Source organism: Streptomyces sp. NPDC005722, from assembly GCF_040630935.1.
In the GTDB taxonomy this organism is placed as follows: domain Bacteria; phylum Actinomycetota; class Actinomycetes; order Streptomycetales; family Streptomycetaceae; genus Actinacidiphila.
Window position 1 is genome coordinate 93,646 of record NZ_JBEXYN010000007.1, and the last position, 17,236, is coordinate 110,881.

19 protein-coding genes are annotated in these 17,236 nt (G+C 71.8%); 14 read left to right on the forward strand and 5 right to left on the reverse strand.

Going from position 1 to position 17,236, the window contains the following annotated elements; genetic code table 11:
* The first annotated feature begins 55 nt into the window (after window positions 1-55).
* Window positions 56-1,201 carry a 4-hydroxyphenylpyruvate dioxygenase gene (gene hppD, locus ABZ479_RS11345; protein WP_500461378.1) on the forward strand — a complete coding sequence of 382 codons (1,146 nt, stop codon included), beginning with the start codon at window positions 56-58 and terminating at the stop codon, window positions 1,199-1,201.
* A gap of 73 nt (window positions 1,202-1,274) precedes the next feature.
* Here the strand turns inward: hppD and ABZ479_RS11350 are convergent, their stop codons facing one another.
* Window positions 1,275-1,676, reverse strand: a complete 402-nt coding sequence (locus ABZ479_RS11350; RefSeq protein ID WP_500461380.1) for a hypothetical protein — start codon at window positions 1,674-1,676, stop codon at window positions 1,275-1,277.
* A gap of 118 nt (window positions 1,677-1,794) precedes the next feature.
* Here ABZ479_RS11350 and ABZ479_RS11355 point away from each other — a divergent pair, with 118 nt between their 5' ends.
* Entirely contained in the window at window positions 1,795-3,162 is a 1,368-nt protein-coding gene (locus ABZ479_RS11355) for an FAD-binding oxidoreductase (protein WP_500461382.1), read from the forward strand.
* A gap of 37 nt (window positions 3,163-3,199) precedes the next feature.
* Here ABZ479_RS11355 and ABZ479_RS11360 read toward each other — a convergent pair whose 3' ends face one another.
* The gene (locus tag ABZ479_RS11360; protein WP_500461383.1) at window positions 3,200-3,685 is read right to left on the reverse strand and encodes an SsgA family sporulation/cell division regulator; all 486 of its coding nucleotides are present in this window, start codon (window positions 3,683-3,685) and stop codon (window positions 3,200-3,202) included.
* A 458-nt stretch (window positions 3,686-4,143) separates the two neighbouring features.
* Between ABZ479_RS11360 and ABZ479_RS11365 the strand changes: the two genes are divergently transcribed.
* The 3 genes from ABZ479_RS11365 (at window position 4,144) to ABZ479_RS11375 (ending at window position 6,925) form a co-directional block, all read left to right on the forward strand.
* On the forward strand, window positions 4,144-5,439 hold the full coding sequence (locus ABZ479_RS11365) for an RDD family protein (RefSeq protein WP_500461384.1): 1,296 nt from the start codon (window positions 4,144-4,146) through the stop codon (window positions 5,437-5,439).
* 56 nt (window positions 5,440-5,495) lie between these two features.
* A complete protein-coding gene (locus ABZ479_RS11370) occupies window positions 5,496-6,215 on the forward strand; it encodes an RDD family protein (RefSeq protein WP_500461385.1) in 720 nt (239 codons plus the stop codon).
* An 80-nt stretch (window positions 6,216-6,295) separates the two neighbouring features.
* Window positions 6,296-6,925 (forward strand): RDD family protein, encoded by a 630-nt coding sequence (locus ABZ479_RS11375; RefSeq protein WP_500461386.1) that lies wholly within the window; start codon window positions 6,296-6,298, stop codon window positions 6,923-6,925.
* Between the two features lie 73 nt (window positions 6,926-6,998).
* Here the strand turns inward: ABZ479_RS11375 and ABZ479_RS11380 are convergent, their stop codons facing one another.
* Complete coding sequence (locus ABZ479_RS11380) at window positions 6,999-7,280, reverse strand: hypothetical protein (RefSeq protein WP_499599290.1); 282 nt, start codon at window positions 7,278-7,280, stop codon at window positions 6,999-7,001.
* Window positions 7,281-7,634: 354 nt separating this feature from the next.
* Between ABZ479_RS11380 and ABZ479_RS11385 the strand changes: the two genes are divergently transcribed.
* Window positions 7,635-9,956: an immune inhibitor A domain-containing protein gene (locus ABZ479_RS11385; RefSeq protein WP_500461387.1), complete on the forward strand. Its 2,322-nt coding sequence runs from the start codon at window positions 7,635-7,637 to the stop codon at window positions 9,954-9,956.
* Window positions 9,957-10,031: 75 nt separating this feature from the next.
* Window positions 10,032-10,349 carry a hypothetical protein gene (locus tag ABZ479_RS11390; RefSeq protein ID WP_500461388.1) on the forward strand — a complete coding sequence of 106 codons (318 nt, stop codon included), beginning with the start codon at window positions 10,032-10,034 and terminating at the stop codon, window positions 10,347-10,349.
* Between the two features lie 20 nt (window positions 10,350-10,369).
* Here the strand turns inward: ABZ479_RS11390 and ABZ479_RS11395 are convergent, their stop codons facing one another.
* Both ABZ479_RS11395 and ABZ479_RS11400 read right to left on the reverse strand, forming a co-directional pair.
* The gene (locus ABZ479_RS11395; RefSeq protein ID WP_500461389.1) at window positions 10,370-10,966 is read right to left on the reverse strand and encodes a nicotinamidase; all 597 of its coding nucleotides are present in this window, start codon (window positions 10,964-10,966) and stop codon (window positions 10,370-10,372) included.
* 80 nt (window positions 10,967-11,046) lie between these two features.
* A complete protein-coding gene (locus tag ABZ479_RS11400) occupies window positions 11,047-12,381 on the reverse strand; it encodes a nicotinate phosphoribosyltransferase (protein WP_500461390.1) in 1,335 nt (444 codons plus the stop codon).
* A gap of 83 nt (window positions 12,382-12,464) precedes the next feature.
* On the opposite strand from ABZ479_RS11400, the gene clpS reads away from it, so the two are divergent.
* From clpS to ABZ479_RS11435, 7 genes are all read left to right on the forward strand, one after another.
* Entirely contained in the window at window positions 12,465-12,776 is a 312-nt protein-coding gene (gene clpS / locus ABZ479_RS11405; RefSeq protein WP_431949157.1) for an ATP-dependent Clp protease adapter ClpS, read from the forward strand.
* A 77-nt stretch (window positions 12,777-12,853) separates the two neighbouring features.
* A complete protein-coding gene (locus ABZ479_RS11410; RefSeq protein ID WP_500461391.1) occupies window positions 12,854-13,420 on the forward strand; it encodes a DUF2017 domain-containing protein in 567 nt (188 codons plus the stop codon).
* 305 nt (window positions 13,421-13,725) lie between these two features.
* Window positions 13,726-15,162, forward strand: a complete 1,437-nt coding sequence (locus ABZ479_RS11415; protein WP_500461392.1) for an amino acid permease — start codon at window positions 13,726-13,728, stop codon at window positions 15,160-15,162.
* Between the two features lie 97 nt (window positions 15,163-15,259).
* Window positions 15,260-15,685: a M67 family metallopeptidase gene (locus ABZ479_RS11420; protein WP_500461393.1), complete on the forward strand. Its 426-nt coding sequence runs from the start codon at window positions 15,260-15,262 to the stop codon at window positions 15,683-15,685.
* 66 nt (window positions 15,686-15,751) lie between these two features.
* Complete coding sequence (locus ABZ479_RS11425; protein ID WP_431959667.1) at window positions 15,752-15,856, forward strand: putative leader peptide; 105 nt, start codon at window positions 15,752-15,754, stop codon at window positions 15,854-15,856.
* 62 nt (window positions 15,857-15,918) lie between these two features.
* A complete protein-coding gene (locus tag ABZ479_RS11430) occupies window positions 15,919-16,224 on the forward strand; it encodes a MoaD/ThiS family protein (RefSeq protein ID WP_500461394.1) in 306 nt (101 codons plus the stop codon).
* Entirely contained in the window at window positions 16,224-17,174 is a 951-nt protein-coding gene (locus ABZ479_RS11435; protein ID WP_499599276.1) for a PLP-dependent cysteine synthase family protein, read from the forward strand. The genes ABZ479_RS11430 and ABZ479_RS11435 overlap by 1 nt, the downstream gene beginning before the upstream one ends.
* The last annotated feature ends 62 nt before the right edge of the window (window positions 17,175-17,236 follow it).

Genomic DNA, 17,236 nt, shown 5'->3' on the forward strand with positions numbered 1-17,236 from the left:
CCCAGTCGTTCCGGAAACTATTGCGCACCTTGAGCTGCCGGGCGAGGCTGCTGCCATGACTGAGACCCTGGATCACACTTCCCCCACCCCCGGCGACGCGGACCCGTTCCCGGTCAAGGGAATGGACGCGGTCGTCTTCGCGGTGGGCAACGCCAAGCAGGCCGCCCACTACTACTCGACGGCGTTCGGCATGAAGCGCGTGGCCTACTCCGGACCGGAGAACGGCAGCCGCGAGACCGCGTCCTACGTCCTGGAGTCCGGGAGCGCCCGCTTCGTCTTCACCTCCGTCGTCAGGGCCACCACCGACCACGGCCGCTTCCTGGAGGAGCACGTCGCCGCGCACGGCGACGGCGTCGTGGACCTGGCCCTGGAGGTGCCGGACGTCCGTGCCGCCTACGAGTACGCCCTCGCGCACGGCGCCACCGGCCTGGAGGCGCCCCACGAGGTCGGCGACGAGTACGGCACCGTCGTCCTGGCCGCCATCGCCACCTACGGCCAGACCCGGCACACCCTCGTCGAGCGCGGCGCCTACAAGGGCCCTTACCTGCCCGGCTACGTCGCCGCCGAGCCGATCGTGGAGCCGCCGGCCAAGCGGTTCTTCCAGGCGATCGACCACTGCGTCGGCAACGTCGAGCTCGGCAGGATGAACGAGTGGGTGACCTTCTACAACCGGGTCATGGGCTTCACCAACATGAAGGAGTTCGTCGGTGACGACATCGCCACCGAGTACTCGGCGCTGATGTCGAAGGTCGTCGCGGACGGCACGCTGAAGGTCAAGTTCCCCATCAACGAGCCCGCGATCGCCAAGAAGAAGTCCCAGATCGACGAGTACCTGGAGTTCTACGGCGGCCCGGGCGTCCAGCACATCGCCCTCGCCACCAACGACATCGTCGCCTCGGTCCGCGCCATGCGCGCCGCGGGCGTCGAGTTCCTCGACACCCCCGACTCCTACTACGACACCCTCGGCGAGTGGGTCGGCGACACCCGTGTCCCGATCGACACCCTGCGCGAGCTGAAGATCCTGGCAGACCGGGACGAAGACGGCTACCTGCTGCAGATCTTCACCAAGCCTGTCCAGGATCGCCCGACCGTCTTCTTCGAAATGATCGAGCGGCACGGTTCGATGGGCTTCGGCAAGGGCAACTTCAAGGCGCTCTTCGAAGCGATCGAGCGCGAGCAGGAGCGTCGCGGCAACCTCTGATCGCCGATGCCGCGGACTCCGGCGCCGGACCATGCCTCCACGGGGGAGGGGCGTGGACCGGCGCCGGCCGCCGTCAGAAGACGATCGTGAGGTTCCGCAGGGCCGAGACGAACGCCCACACCCCGAGACCCCACAGCGCCAGCGCCCCCAGCACCGCGCCCGTCGCGGCCCACAGCCCCGTGCGCGGCGGCCGCCGCAGCGCACCGGCGAGGGCGCCGGCCACCGCGCCCGCCGCGGGCAGGCCCGCGACGAGCAGGGCCGCGTTCTCCAGCGCCACCTTGGTCCGGTGGTTGCCCACCCAGTCCGTGGGGCTCTTGTGGTGCGCCGCGTCCGCCGCGCCCATGACCCACAGCACCACCGGCGGGGCGAGCAGCACCACCGTCCACACGCAGCGCACGGCGATCGCGCGCCGTGCGCGCCGCCGCGCCGGTGCCGTGCCGCCCGCTTCCTCCGTCGTGTCCCTCGTGTCCGTCACGGCGGCCATCCTCGCCGCGCCCCGCCCGCACCACCATCCGTACGGATACTCAGAACGCCGCGGGCCCGCCCGGTGACGTGATCTTCCCCGGGCGGCGGCGCGGTGCGAAGCTTGACGCATGGGCGATCTCATCGACCGGCTGCGCGCCGGACTCCCCGACGAGGCCATCCTCGCCGATCCCGACGTCACCGCCTCCTACGCCAACGACATGGCCAGCTTCTGCCCGGCCGGGGCACCCGCCGTGGTCGTCCTTCCGCGCACCGTGGAGCAGGTCCAGCACGTCATGCGGACCGCCACGGCCCTGCGGGTGCCCGTCGTGCCGCAAGGGGCCCGTACCGGCCTGTCGGGCGCCGCCAACGCCTCCGACGGCTGCATCGTGCTCTCCCTGACCAGGATGGACCGCGTCCTGGAGATCGACCCCGTCGACCGCGTCGCGGTCGTCGAACCGGGCGTCGTCAACGCCGCCCTGTCCCGCGCCGTCGCCGAGCGCGGCCTGTACTACCCGCCGGACCCCTCCAGCTGGGAGCAGTGCACCATCGGCGGCAACATCGGCACCGGCTCCGGCGGCCTGTGCTGCGTGAAGTACGGCGTCACCGCCGAGTACGTGCTCGGCCTGGAGGTCGTCCTGGCCGACGGGCGGCTGCTGCGCACCGGCCGGCGTACCGCCAAGGGCGTCGCCGGCTACGACCTGACCCGGCTCCTCGTCGGCTCCGAGGGCAGCCTCGGCATCGTGGTGCGGGCCGTGCTGGCGCTCAAGCCCGCGCCGCCCGAGCAGTTGGCGCTGGTCGCCGAGTTCCCCTCGGCCGAGGCGGCCTGCGCGGCGGTCTGCGACATCATGGCCGGCGGCCACGTGCCCTCGCTGCTGGAGCTGATGGACGGCACGACCGTGCGCGCGGTCAACGCCATGACCAGCATGGGACTGCCCGAATCCACCGAGGCGCTGCTGCTCGCCGCCTTCGACACCCCCGACCCGGCCGCCGACCTCGCCGCGGTGGGGGAGCTGTGCACGGCCGCCGGGGCGACGCAGGTGGTGCCGGCCGAGGACGCGATGGAGTCCGAAATGCTGCTGCAGGCGCGGCGGATGGCGCTGCCCGCGCTGGAGCGGGTCTCCACGGCCACGATGATCGACGACGTGTGCGTGCCGCGCGGCAGGCTCGCCGCGATGCTCGACGGGGTCGCGGCGATCGCCCGCAAGCACGACCTGACGATCGGCGTGTGCGCGCACGCCGGCGACGGCAACACCCACCCCGTGGTGTGCTTCGACGCCGCCGACCCCGAGGAGTCCGGCCGCGCGCGCGAGTCCTTCGACGAGATCATGGCGCTCGGCCTGGAACTCGGCGGCACGATCACCGGGGAGCACGGCGTGGGGGTGCTGAAGAAGGAGTGGCTGGCGCGCGAACTCGGCCCGGTGGGCGTGGAGATGCAGCGTGGCATCAAGGCCGTATTCGACCCGCTCGGCATCCTCAACCCGGGCAAGGTGTTCTGACCCCGCTCTCCGGCCGCCGGGCCCCGGGGTCCCCGCCTCAGGCGTCCGGCGGCTCGTCGGAGCCCTGCCAGGGGTCGCGCGTACGGCGCTCGTCGCGCGCCCCCTCGCCGGCGGCCGGCGCCAGCAGCTCGTCCAGCCGTTCGTCCATGGACAGGTGGTCCAGTTCCGTCCCCGGCGGCACCGCCCGCAGCGTCCGCTCCAGCCACGCCGCCACCGGGTGCGAGGACGCCTCCAGCAGGGCGGTGCCGTCCGGCGAGCTGAGGGCCATGCAGATCACGCTCCGCCCGTCCGTCTTGGTCGGCCAGATCCGCACGTCACCGTGCCCGCTCGGCCGGAACACCCCCTCGACCAGCAACTCCCGCGCGAAGGTCCAGCTGACGGGGCAGTCCGAGCCGATGTGGAAGGTGATGTGCACGGCGAAGGGGTCCTCGGCCCGGTAGACCAGCCTGGCCGGGACGGCGATGCTGCGCTCCGGCGACAGCACCAGGTGCATCTCCAGCTCGCGTTCGACCACGGTGTGCATCTCGTCGTCCTTTCCTCGGCGCGAAGGCCCCTGGCGGTGCTGCGCGGCGGGTGCTGCGCGGGGCCCGCACCGGGAGAGAGCGCATACGGCCTTCACCATTACGCGGGTTCCGGCGATCGGGGGGACTTTTCCCGAAGGCCTGCACACGCGAGATGGATGCGGTACACACGGAACGTCGCCGTCCGCCCCGGCTGGGGGTGCGTCCGGCCCTGCGACGGTCCTCCCGTTCCCGCCCCCGCCGCGCCCACGGCTCCGCGGCGCGCACGTCCCCGTCCGTCCGAGGCGGTGTCAGTTCGGAAGCGTATCGGTTCGGTAGCCGGGATTTGCCCCGGAATGCCGATCCTCGCCCACGGATCGTTTCTTTCGTCCGCCCGCCGCGTTCTTCGTTAGTGTCCTCCTTGCACGCCGGGGGACGGCGGGCTGGTCGAGCGTGTCGGTCGTGAGGGGAGTTGTCACGGATGACCTCCGGTAGCAGCGGCGGGAGTCTGCCAGGTCCCGGGTACTACCCGGACCCGTCCATCCCGGGCTACATCCGGTACTGGAACGGCTCCTCCTGGGTGCCCGGCACGAGCCGTCCCGCCCCGCGGCCCGGGGAGGACCTGGCGCCGCCGTCCGGTGCGGCCGTGGCCGCGGCCGGCCCCGCGCTGGCACCGCCGCCCGTGCCCCCCGTCCCGGAGGCCCCGGGGGCCCCGGAGGCGGCCGCGACGCCGCGGACCCCCGCGCTGGAGGAGTCCGGACCGATGTTCCTGGACGAGGACCCGCGGGCGCCGCGGGCCGAACGCGGGCCCGAGACCGTCACCGGACTGCAGCCCCAGTCGCAGCAGCCACAACAGCCGCAGCAGGAGGCCCGTCCGGAGCCCGCCGCGGAACGGGCGTGGGCCGCCGACCCGGCCCGGCAGGACCCCTCGCCCCGCGTGTCGTGGGGCGCCGCCGAGCGCGCGGAGCAGCCCGCGGCGCCCGCGCGGGCGCAGGCCACGGCCCCCGCCCCCGCCCCGGCACGGACCACCGCCCCTGCTCCCACCCCCTCGCCGGCCCCGGCCCCGGCCCCGGCGCCCGCCCGCACGGGATCCGCGTCCCCGTCCGCGGCCGCCGCCACCGCGTCCGCGGCCACCGAGAGCGCCGTGCCCGGGCAGCAGTCCCCGGCCGTGCCGTGGGCCCAGCAGGTGCACGACCTGGCCCGTCAGGTCCCCGCGCAGGGCGGGGAGGCGGCGTCCCCCGCACCGTGGCGGCCGGTCGCCGACGACCCGTTCGCCGCCGCGCAGCAGCAGGCGCGTCCCGCGTCGCCCGGGAAGCGTCTGGTGGCCCGGCTGATCGACACCGCCGTGGTGGGCGCGCTCGTCGCGGCGGCCGCGGTGCCGCTGGGGACGGCGGCGTACGAGCACCTGCGCGACAAGGTGGACGCCGCCCGCCTGACCGGCGAAGAGGTGACGGTCTGGCTGATCGACGGCACGACGGGCCTGCAACTGGGCATCGTCGCCGCGGTCGTGCTCGTCACCGGACTGCTGTACGAGGTGCTGCCCACCGCCAAGTGGGGCCGCACCCTCGGCAAGAAGCTGCTCGGCCTGCGCGTGCTCGACATCGAGAGCCAGTACGAGCCCGGTTTCGGGCAGGCGCTGCGCCGCTGGCTCACCCACACGGTGCTGGACGCGCTGGTGATCGGCTTCCTCGGACTGGTGTGGTGCCTGTTCGACCGGCCGTGGCGGCAGTGCTGGCACGACAAGGCGGCGCGCACCTTCGTGGCCCGCGACCGCTGACACCCGAACGGCCCCCGCCGGAGGCGCGGCCGAATCGCACGGGTTTCACTCGGGGCATGAGCACCGACCAGCCCGAGGACCCGTTCGCCAAGCCGCCCCGGGAGCCGTCCGGGCCCGCGCAGCCGCCGCCGCCCGGGCAGTCACCGCCGCCCGGTGAGCAGCCTCCGCCGGGGCAGCAGGCACCCGGTCAGCAGCCGCCGGGGCAGCAGCCGTACCCGCCGCCCCCGTACCAGCCCCCGGCCGGCGGCTCGCCCTACGACCAGCCGCCCCCGGCGTACGGTGGCGCCGGCGACCCGTACGCGAGCGGCCCCTACGGCATGGGCGAGCCCGACCCCCTGGCGGGCATGCCCCCGTTGGCGAACCGCGGGCGCCGGCTGGTCGCGCGCATCGTCGACGCGCTGATCGTCGGCATCCCGGTCTACGGCCTCACCGGTCTGATCTGGAACTACGACTACGACACCACCGGCGCGCTGTTCTCCCAGAGCGTGATCTACGCCGTGATCTACCTGGCCTACCAGGTGTTCATGCTCACCCGGTACGGGCAGAGCCTCGGCAAGAAGCTGCTGAGGGTGCGCGTCGGCATGCTCACCGACGGCGCCAAGCCGACGACCCCGGCGGCGCTCAAGCGGGAGGGGGTCTACGCGCTGGTGCCGATCATCCCGTGCTGCGGTGAGATCTTCTGGATCATCGAGGTGCTCTGGTGCACCTGGGACAAGCCGTACCGCCAGTGCCTGCACGACAAAGCGGGGCAAACCGTGGTGGTTTCGGTGGAGTAAGGCACGCTGTGGGGTGATCGTCGCAGGGCCGTGACCATCTGCGTCTATGCGCCGTCATTCCCGGCTGATTTACTCACTCCATGAGTTCGAATCAACCGCCCGGGTACGGTTACCCGCAGGGCGGCTCGGGGGACCAGAACCCGTACGGCCAGCAGCCGTACGGGCAGCAGCAGCCCCAGGGCCAGAACCCGTACGAGCAGCAGCCGTTCCCGCAGCAGCAGCCCTACGCCTATCCGCAGCAGGCGCCCGGCTACGGCCAGATGCCCACGGACCCGGCCCTGGCGGGCATGCCCCCGCTGGCGGACAGCGGCCAGCGCTTCCTCGCCCGGCTCATCGACGGCGGCATCTTCCTCGTCGCGCTCATCATCCTGATGGCCGTGACGGGCACCTCCCTCACGGACACCGGCGCGCTGCTCGGCATCGAGCTGCTCGTCTTCGCCGGTGCGTTCGCCTACGAGGGCCTGATGCTCCAGTCCACGGGTCAGACCATCGGCAAGAAGGTCATGAAGATCCGCGTGGCCAAGCTGGCCGACGGCAGCCCGCCCGGCAGCGCCGCCTGGGGTCGCGCGGCGGTGTACTCCTTCGTCGGCATCGTGCCGTGCGTGGGCTTCATCCTGTCGCTGCTGAACGTCCTGTGGCACCTGTGGGACAAGCCGTACCGCCAGTGCTGGCACGACAAGGCGGCCAAGACCGTCGTCGTCAAGGCCTGACGCGCACCCCCACGTAGACGACGGCCCCGGAGCATCCGCTCCGGGGCCGTCGGCGTGTTCGGGGGTGTGGCGCTCAGCGTCGCAGCGAGTGCTCGCCCAGGCGGGCTTCGGCGTTGCCGCGGACACGGGGCCGCGGGACCGGGTGCGGCTCGGCGGGCGGTTCGCGCCGGGTGCGCCGGGTGCCGGCCGGGATCGCCGCCGTCACGGCGACCAGGACACCGAGCGCCAGTCCCGCCGCGGCGATGACCGCCACCGCGAAGCCCGATCTCGCCTCGGAGAGCAGCAGCATCGCGAGGGTGGAGAGCACCACGGTCGCGGAACCGTACGTCAGCTGCGCGGGGGTGGGACGTGGCATGGCTGATCCGTCCTCATATGCGTCGATTGTGGCGGAGCGTCGGCCAGGGCCGTCTTCCGGGTGGTTCGGACGTGGCACGCCAACCACCGACCCTACGGTGCGAGATGCCCGCGCGGAACGCCCGGTAAGCGTGACCTAACCCACGGTGCGGAAGCACGGGGGGCGCATGGGGTCGCATCACGATCTTCTTGTGCCCAACGGATCTGCGGCGAAAGGTACTTGCTCGGGCCGCGGTGTCCGCTATGTGCAACCGACCGGTCGCTCACCGTACTTGCCGGTCATGGTCAAGTCAAGATCTGTCTTTTCACGCGTCACTCCGGTGCAATGGCTTCACCCTAGGGAGGTCAATACATCGTGATAAGCCAACGACGGACCATCAGATCCGCCGCTCTGGCCGTGGCGATCGCCGCAATAGGCGCCACCGCCTTCCCCGTCGCGGCAGCCCAGGCCGACCCGCAGGCCGGTCGCGTCGTGCGGCACGACCCGGCGAAGGCGGAGCGTGTCGAGCACGATCTGAAGGGCCCGCTGAGCGAGCGTCAGGCCGCCCAGCGCCAGCAGGCGATCGAGCAGGTCATCTCCGGCAAGTCCAAGGTCGAGGACCGCGGTGCCTCGGACGTGGTGAAGCTCGGCAAGAACAAGTACGTCGAGCTCGCGCGCGAGAAGACCGACAAGATCTTCGTGATCCTCGCGGAGTTCGGCAACAACGCCGACCCCGCGTACGGCGGCACGCCCGGTCCCGCGCACAACCAGATAGCCAAGCCGGACCGCGCCAAGGACAACTCCACGGAATGGCAGGCCGACTACAACCGGCAGCACTTCCAGGACCTGTACTTCTCCAAGGCCGCGAACAACGAGTCCGTGGCCAAGTACTACGAGAGGCAGTCCTCCGGCCGCTACTCGGTCGCCGGCGAGGTCGCCGACTGGGTCAAGGTCGACTGGAACGAGGCCCGGTACGGCAGCAACAAGTGCGACACCTGCACCTGGAACCTCGTCGCGGACGCGGTGAACAAGTGGGTCGCCACCCGCAAGGCCGCCGGTGACAGCGCCGCCACGATCAAGGCGAAGCTGGCCGAGTACGACCAGTGGGACCGCTACGACTACGACGGCGACGGCAACTTCAACGAGGCCGACGGCTACATCGACCACTTCCAGATCGTGCACGCCGGCGAGGACGAGTCCGCCGGCGGCGGCGCCCAGGGCGAGGACGCGATCTGGGCCCACCGCTGGTACGCGTTCGGCACCGACGCCGGCGCCACCGGCCCCCAGGGCAACCTGCTCGGCGGCACGCAGATCGGCGACACCGGCGTGTGGGTCGGCGACTACACCGTGCAGCCCGAGAACGGCGGCCTCGGTGTCTTCGCCCACGAGTTCGGCCACGACCTCGGTCTGCCGGACCACTACGACACCACCAACACCGCCGAGAACTCCACCGGCTTCTGGACGCTGATGTCGTCCGGTTCCTGGCTCGGCACCGGCAAGGACGCCATCGGCGACCTGCCCGGCGACATGACGGCCTGGGACAAGCTGCAGCTGGGCTGGCTGAACTACGCCACCGCCAAGGCCGGCAAGACCTCGCTCAACACCCTCGGCGTCGCGGAGTACAACACCGCGAAGAAGCAGGGCCTGGTCGTCACGCTCCCGGAGAAGACCGTGACCACCGAGCTGGCCACCCCGGCCGAGGGCACCAGGCAGTGGTGGAGCGGCAGCGGTGACAACCTGAGCAACACCCTCACCCGCGACGTCGACCTCACCGGCAAGACCTCGGCGAGCCTGGCCCTCAAGGGCTGGTACGACATCGAGGAGAACTACGACTACCTCTACACCGAGGTGTCCACCGACGGCGGCGCCACCTGGAACGCGGTCGACGGCACCATCGGCGGCGCCCCGCTCCCGCGTGACGCCAGCGGCAAGCCCGCGCTGACCGGCACCGCGGCCTCCTACCAGGACATGGTGCTCCCGCTGGACGCCTACGCCGGCGAGTCGGTCAAGCTCCGCTTCCGTTACCAGTCCGACGGCGGCGTGGCCCAGAAGGGCTTCCTCGCCGACGCGATCACCCTGACCGCCGACGGCGCGACCGTGTTCAGCGACGGCGCCGAGTCCGGTGCCAACGGCTGGACCGCGAACGGCTTCACGGCCAAGGGCTCCACGTTCTCCGAAGAGTACGCGCAGTACTACATCGCGGAGAACCGGCAGTACGTCTCGTACGACAAGACCCTCAAGGTCGGCCCCTACAACTTCGGCTGGGCCGCCCCCAAGGACAACTGGGTCGAGCACTACGCGTACCAGAACGGCCTGCTGATCTGGCTGTGGGACACCTCGATGAACGACAACAACGTCAGCGCGCACCCGGGTGCCGGCCGGATCCTCCCGATCGACGCCCACCCCAAGGCGCTGAAGTGGAAGGACGGCACGCTGCAGCGCAACCGCGTGCAGGCCTACGACTCCACGTTCACCTGGGCCCGCACCGACGCCCTCACCCTGCACAAGAACGGCGTCGCCACCAAGATCCCGAGCCTGCCCGGCAACCCGGTCTTCGACGACCGCAACTCCTACTGGTCCTCGGAGAACCCCACGGGCAGCGTGAAGACGTCCCCGACCAACACCCGCATCACGATCATCCACGAGGCCCGGGACGGCAGCACCGTCACCCTCCTGGTCAGCCCCTCCAAGAAGTGATCGCGCACCACCGGAAGTGACCTGATCGGCCCCCGTCCCCTGGTGGACGGGGGCCGATCTGCCGATCATGTGCTTATGGCCAGCGGCGGTTTCACCCGGCTCCTCAGCGGCGACGTCGTCGTGGCCCTCCGGTTGCCCTCGCCCGGCGGGGCCCCCGACGAGTACATCAGGGTGCTGGTCGTCGCCGTCAACCGGCAGCGCGCGCTGACCCGCCTGCGGAACCTCGGCTTCCGCGCCGCCCGCCTCGTCGGCAACATGGAGCCCCCGACGTCCGACGAGATCAACGCCGTCCTGCACCACCCCGACGGGCTGGTCTGGCGCCGCATCCCCTCCGCACCCGCCGCCCCCTGGCAGTCGATCGGGGCACTGCTGGGCCCGACCGTGCGCCGCTGAACCCGGGCGGGGCCCGGGTGTCAGGCCCGTCCGCGCACGACCGGCTTCCCGGACAGCTCCGCGCCGGCCGCGCGCAGTTCCTCCAGCGCCCGCTCGGTCGTCTCCGCCATGACGCCGGCCGTCAGGTCGAGCAGCACCCGGGTGCGGAAGCCCTCCCGCACGGCGTCCAGCGCGGTCGCCCGCACGCAGTGGTCGGCGGCGATGCCGACCACGTCGACCTCCGCCACTCCGCGCTCGCGCAGCCACCGGGCCAGCCCGGTGCCGTTCTCGTCGGCGGCCTCGAAACCGCTGTACGCGCCCGCGTACGCGCCCTTGTCGAAGACCGCCTCCACCGCGCCGGAGGCGACCGCCGGCGCGAAGTTGGGGTGGAAGCCGACGCCCTCGGTGCCGGCGACGCAGTGCGGCGGCCAGGTGTGGACGAAGTCGGGGTGGTCGGCGAAGTGCCCGCCGGGGGAGACGTGGTGGTCGCGGGTCGCCACGACGTGGCGGTAGCCGGCGGTCGCGTCCCCCACCAGGTCCGTGATGCCCGCGGCGACCTCGGCGCCCCCGGCGACCGGCAGGCTGCCGCCCTCGCAGAAGTCGTTCTGCACGTCCACGACGATCAGTGCGCGGTGCATGGCGGTCGGTCCTTTCCGGTCGCTGTCGCTTGTCGACTGTGGTGAGCGGCGCCCGGCCGGGGCAGGGCGCCACCGGCGGATCAGTGGGTGATGTACTCGGTGTGCAGCACGGGCTCGCCGCGCGACAGCTGCGTCGCGGACAGCGGCAGTGCGGCGCGCGCCTCGATGTGACGGGCGCGGGCGGCGTCCAGCGGCTCGCGGTGCACGGTCTCGCCGCCCAGCACCAGCGGCACCAGCAGCTGCCGGTCCGCCAGCGGCCCCGGGACCGGGCCGGTGCCGATCACCTCGGCCTCGGCGATCCCGTCGGCGTCCGGCCGCCGGGCCGCCCACTTGCGGCCGCCGATGCTGGTCTTGCCGCCCATGGACTTCTTCGCCACCGGCACCAGGGGCGCGGCGGGGTCGTCGGAGGTGGCGCGGGCGACCAGCTTGTACACCATCGAGCAGGTCGGATGGCCGCTGCCGGTCACCAGCGAGGTGCCCACCCCGTACGCGTCGACCGGGGCCGCGGCCAGCGAGGCGATCGCGTACTCGTCCAGGTCGGAGGTCACCACGATCCGGGTGTTCTTCGCCCCCAGGTCGTCCAGCTGCTGCCGCACCCGGTGGGCGAGCAGCAGCAGGTCCCCGGAGTCGATGCGCACCGCCCCCAGCTCGGGGCCGGCGATCTCCACGGCGGCCCGTACGGCCGACGCCACGTCGTAGGTGTCGACCAGCAGCGTGGTGCCGCTGCCGAGCGACTCGACCTGCGCGGTGAAGGCGTCCCGCTCGTCGTCGTGGAGGAGGGTGAAGGCGTGCGCGCTGGTGCCGATGGTCGGCAGGCCGTAACGGAACCCGGCGGCCAGGTTGCTGGACGAGGCGAAGCCCCCGACGTAGGCGGCGCGGGAGGCCGCCACCGCCGCCAGCTCGTGGGTACGGCGGGCCCCCATCTCCATCAGCGGCCGGCCCGCGGCGGCCACGGCCATCCGGGAGGCGGCCGCCGCGATCGCCGAGTCGTGGTTGAGGATCGACAGCACCACCGTCTCCAGCACCACCGCCTCGGCGAAGGTGCCCTCGACCCGCATGACCGGCGAGCCGGGGAAGTACACCTCCCCCTCGGGGTAGCCGTGGACGTCGCCGCGGAAGCGGTACCCGGCCAGCCACTCCAGGGTGGGCCCGTCCACCACCCGCTCCCGTTCCAGGAAGGACAGGATGTCGGCGTCGAAGCGGAAGTTCTCCACCGCGTCCAGCACCCGGCCGGTGCCGCACACCACCCCGTACCGGCGCCCCTCGGGCAGCCGGCGGGTGAACACCTCGAACACCGAACGACGGTGGGCGGCGCCGCTGCGCAGCGCGGCCTGCAGCATGGTCAGCTCGTACCGGTCGGTGAACAGCGCGGTGGAGGGGACCGTGACGGGCAGCCCCAGGTCTGCAGTGCTCATGTCTGAGGATGCTACCCCCAACTCTCGTCAGAGTGACGATTTCTCGGGAGCCGGTTTCCCTGCGGGCACCCTCTGGTGACAGCATGGGTCACGTGAGTGTCGCCCCCGCAGAGATCGAACGGACCGAGTCGAGCGAGGCCCCCTTCGAGGTGCCGTCCCCGGACGTTCCCTGGGTGACTGTCGTCCACAACGACCCGGTCAATCTGATGAGCTACGTGACCTACGTCTTCCAGGCGTACTTCGGGTACCCGAAGGACAAGGCCACCAAGCTCATGCTCGACGTGCACCACAAGGGCCGGGCCGTCGTGTCCAGCGGCACGCGCGAGGAGATGGAACGCGACGTGCAGGCCATGCACGGCTACGGGCTGTGGGCCACCCTGACGCAGGACCGCTGACGCCGCGGGACCCGCGAGACCACCGAGACCACCGAGAACCGAGACCACCGAGCCCCTGAGGGACGGCTGATACCGACATGCCCGGGTACTTCCAGACCGCCGCCGCAGGCGGCGCCGCCGTCGCGCTCGACGACGTCGAGATCTCCATCCTGCGCAGCCTGGCCGTGCAACTCCTCGAACTGATCGGCCCCGGCGACGCCGCCGACGGCGACGAACCGGCCGACCCGCTGGCCGAACTGTTCGCCGAGGGCCCCACCCGGCCCCCGCAGGACCCGGCGCTCGCCCGGCTCTTCCCCGACGCGTACGAGGAGGAGGCCGACTCCTCGGAGTTCCGCCGCTTCACCGAGAACGACCTGCGCACCCGCAAGCGCGACGACGCCCTCGCCGTCGTCCGCAGCCTCGACTCCCTCTCGACCGGCGGCGACGGGGGAGCGGTCCTGACCCTCGACCCCGGGCAGGCCCGCCAGTGGCTCGGCACCCTCAACGACCTGCGGCTGACCATGGGGACCCGGCTGGAGATCAGCGACGACGAGGACAGCGAGCTGTACCGGCTGCCTCACTCCGACCCGCGCAAGCCGCTCGTCATGGCCTACCTCTGGCTCGGCGGACTCCAGGAGAGCCTCGTGGAGACCCTCATGCCGTGATCCGGAAAGGGCGTCCGTTCGCTCAGACGACCCTCAATTCCGGATAACGATGACGTCTCCACCGCCGACCGCCTTCCCATTCGGCGCACCTTTTGTCTGCTTCTCCCTGTGCCATGTGCCACATTTGCGCTGCGTGCCCGGCGCGCACCCCGTGATACGAATCCTCGACCACCGGCCGTGACGCCACCCCTGTCGCGGTCGGTCGCGTGGCCGGCTGACCCCGGCGTGCACCTCCACCATCCGGGGGGATCGGAACCCGATCCGGGCCGTCACGGCCGGACGGGCACGGAGAAAGGCACAGCACCATGACCTCGACGCAGGTCGAGCAGTACGAATCCGGCGGCGGCGCCGCGGGGACCGGGCCGGAAGAGGGCTACAAGCGTGGACTCAGCGCCCGCCAGGTCCAGATGATCGCGATCGGCGGCGCCATCGGCACCGGCCTGTTCTACGGGTCCAGCAAGGGCATCGCCGCCATCGGACCCAGCCTCATCGCCTGCTACGCCGGCGCCGGCATCGTGATCTTCTTCATCATGCGGGCCCTCGGCGAACTCCTCACCTACCGCCCCACCTCCGGCAGCTTCGCCGACTACGCCCGCGAGTTCTTCGGGCCGTTCGCCGGCTTCGCCACCGGCTGGTCGTACTGGGCGCTGTGGGTCACCGCCTGCATGTCCGAGGTCACCGTCGCCGGCGCCTACGTCAACTTCTGGTGGCCGTCGGTGCCGGTCTGGTCCACCGCCGCGGTCGCCCTCGTCGTGCTGTTCGTCGCCAACCTCGTCTCGGTCAAGATCTTCGGCGAGCTGGAGTTCTGGTTCTCCACCATCAAGGTCACCGCGATCATCGCGATGATCGTCATCGGCGTCGGCATCCTGACCTTCGGCTTCTCCTCCGCCGGCGACACCGCCTCCGTCACCCACCTGTGGACCGACGGCGGTTTCGCCCCCAACGGCGCCTGGCAGGCCATGCTCGCCATGCAGGGCGTGATCTTCGCCTACCTCGGCGTCGAACTCGTCGGCATCACCGCGGGCGAGGCCGAGAACCCCAAGCAGACCCTGCGCAAGGCGATCAACACCCTCCCCGTCCGCATCGGCATCTTCTACGTCGGCACGCTGATCGTCCTGCTCTCCGTCTTCTCCTGGACCAGGTACGACCCCGGAGTCAGCCCCTTCGTCCAGGTCTTCGTCCAGGTCGGCATCCCCGGCGCCGCCGGCATCATGAACTTCGTCGTCCTCACCGCCGCCCTGTCCTCCTGCAACTCCGGCATCTACTCCACCGGCCGCATGCTGCGCGGCCTGGCCGTCAACGGCGAGGCGCCCAAGGCCGTCGCGAAGCTCAGCGACCGCCAACTCCCGCTGCCCGCCCTCGTCATGTCCACCCTCGTCATGGGCATCGGCGTCATCGTCAACGTCGTCTCCCCGGACAAGGCGTTCGTCTACATCACCTCCGTCGCGACCTGCGCCGGACTGTGGACCTGGATCATGATCCTCGCCGCGCACCTGCGCTACCGCGCCAAGGTCCGCGCCGGCCTGCTGCCCGCCTCCGACTTCCGCATGCCGGGCGCCCCGGTCACCAACTGGCTCGGCATCGCCGCGCTGCTCCTCGTCGCCGTCCTCATGGCGACCGACGCCGACACCCGGCTCGGCCTGTACGTCTGGCTCGTCTGGTCGGCCCTGCTGGGCACCGGCTACCTCGCCCTCAAGCGACGCGCCCCCCGCGACCCCGCCCCCGCGCCCGCCGCGCAGTGACCCCGCCCGCGTCCCGGCCCGCGGCCGCCGTACCCCCGTACGGCGGCCGCCGCCCTCGCCAGGGGCGCCGCGCACGCACCCCTCTATCCTGACGACCATGCTGACCATCACCCGCGCCCTGCACGACGCACTCGTCGCCCACGCGCGCGCCGACCACCCGGACGAGGCCTGCGGCGTGATCGCGGGACCGGCCGGCAGCGGCCGCCCCGAGCGGCACATCCCGATGCTCAACGCGGCCCGCTCGCCCACGTTCTACGAGTTCGACTCCACCGACCTGCTGGGGCTGTACCGCGACCTCGACGACCGCGACGAGGAGCCGGTGGTCATCTACCACTCCCACACCGCCACCGAGGCCTACCCCTCGCGCACCGACATCTCCTACGCCAACGAGCCCGGCGCCCACTACGTACTGGTCTCCACCGCCGACACCGACGACGCCGGCCCCTTCCAGTTCCGCTCGTTCCGTATCCTGGACGGCGAGGTCACCGAGGAGACCGTCGAGATCGTCGACTCCTACATCTGAGACGGCACGGTCCGCATCCTGGGACGACCCCCTCTGGGGCCCCGGGGGAATCGATACGATGACCCCATGGTTTCCCACGACGTGAGCGACAAGGCGCCGGGCACGCTGCTCGTTGCGCGGCTGCACGTCGACCTGTGCCGCCTCGCCAGCGCGGCATGTCCGTGCGCCTGAGCACCGTCAGCCCGCGCCACCCCGCCTTCCCGCCGTACTCACGCACCCCTTGGAGCCGACGCATGGCCATCGAGGTCCGCATCCCGACCATCCTCCGCAGCTACACCGACGGCGCCAAGGCCGTCGAAGGCAGCGGCAGCACCCTCGACGAACTCCTCGCCGACCTCGACACCCGCCACACCGGCATCCGCGAGCGCATCGTCGACGCGGGTGAGCTGCGGCGCTTCGTGAACGTCTACCTCAACGACGAGGACGTCCGCTTCCTCGACGGCATCACCACCAAGCTCACCGACGGCGACAGCGTCACGATCCTCCCGGCCGTCGCGGGCGGCAGCGGTCTGCCGGCCGACCGCGACGGCGGGCGCTGATGCGGTACGACAGCCCGCTGGCAGCCGTCGGCAACACCCCGCTGGTACGGCTGCCGCGCCTGTCCCCCTCCACCGAGGTCTCCGTCTGGGCCAAGCTGGAGGACCGCAACCCCACCGGCTCCGTCAAGGACCGCCCGGCCCTGCACATGATCGAGCAGGCCGAGCGCGCCGGACGCCTCACCCCCGGCTGCACGATCCTCGAACCCACCTCGGGCAACACCGGCATCTCCCTCGCCATGGCGGCCAAGCTCAAGGGCTACCGCATGGTCTGCGTCATGCCCGAGAACACCTCGTCCGAGCGGCGCGAGCTGCTCACCATGTGGGGCGCCGAGATCATCCCCTCCCCGGCCGCCGGCGGCTCCAACACCGCCGTCCGCGTCGCCAAGGAACTCGCCGCCGAACACCCCGACTGGGTGATGCTCTACCAGTACGGCAACCCGGACAACGCCGGCGCCCACTACGCCGGCACCGGCCCCGAGATCCTCGCCGACCTCCCCTCCGTCACCCACTTCGTCGCCGGCCTCGGCACCACCGGCACCCTCATGGGCGTCGGCCGCTACCTGCGCGAGAAGGTCCCCGGCGTGCAGATCGTCGCCGCCGAGCCCCGCTACGACGACCTCGTCTACGGACTGCGCAACCTCGACGAGGGCTTCATCCCCGAGCTCTACGACGAGTCCGTCCTCACCACCCGCTTCTCCGTCGGCTCCGAGGACGCCGTCCGCCGCACCCGCGAACTCCTCCAGCAGGAGGGCATCTTCGCCGGCGTCTCCACCGGAGCCGCCCTGCACGCGGCCCTCGGCGTGGCCCGCAAGGCCGAACGCGCCGGAGAACACGCCGACATCGTGTTCGTCGTCGCCGACGGCGGCTGGAAGTACCTGTCGACCGGCATCTACACCGCCGAGTCCACCGAGGCGGCCGTCGCCGCCCTGCACGGCCAGCTCTGGGCCTGACCCTCCACCCACGACGCCCCCGCCCGTCCGGACCTCCGGCGGGCGAGGGCGCCGTACTGGTG